This window comes from Bradyrhizobium sp. TM233 (genome assembly GCF_036247965.1).
GTDB lineage: Bacteria > Pseudomonadota > Alphaproteobacteria > Rhizobiales > Xanthobacteraceae > Bradyrhizobium > Bradyrhizobium ottawaense.
Map to the genome: position 1 here is coordinate 1 of NZ_BTIG01000331.1, position 296 is coordinate 296.

Annotated in this window: 1 protein-coding gene; it reads left to right on the forward strand. The window is 43.6% G+C overall.

The window, feature by feature from the left end:
* A partial coding sequence (locus AABA86_RS34420) for a hypothetical protein (RefSeq protein WP_338309917.1) occupies positions 1-207 on the forward strand: 207 nt, incomplete at its 5' end.
* Positions 208-296: the final 89 nt, after the last annotated feature.

The window sequence follows — 296 nt, forward strand, 5'->3', positions numbered from 1 at the left end:
GATGACGGAGAAGAAGAAGAAGAAGAAGAGTGGGTAGGTGATGTCGTAGTGGGGGGTGGTACGGCGGTAGTGGTCGTGATTCCTGGGGGGTTTCTCCCTAAGACCCTAACACAAAAATTTCTGGGTTTGTGCAATTTAAGTTTTCTCCTTCTATGCTACACAGGTGTTTGCTATCCCGGGTTTCTTCACAACCGAGTTGGGATTTGAAGGGTTGAAAGGTGAAAGGTGTAAACGATGGAGGAAGTAGCAGAGAAAGATTAAATCCATTAATTTTTTGATGTGTTGATTTTATATGC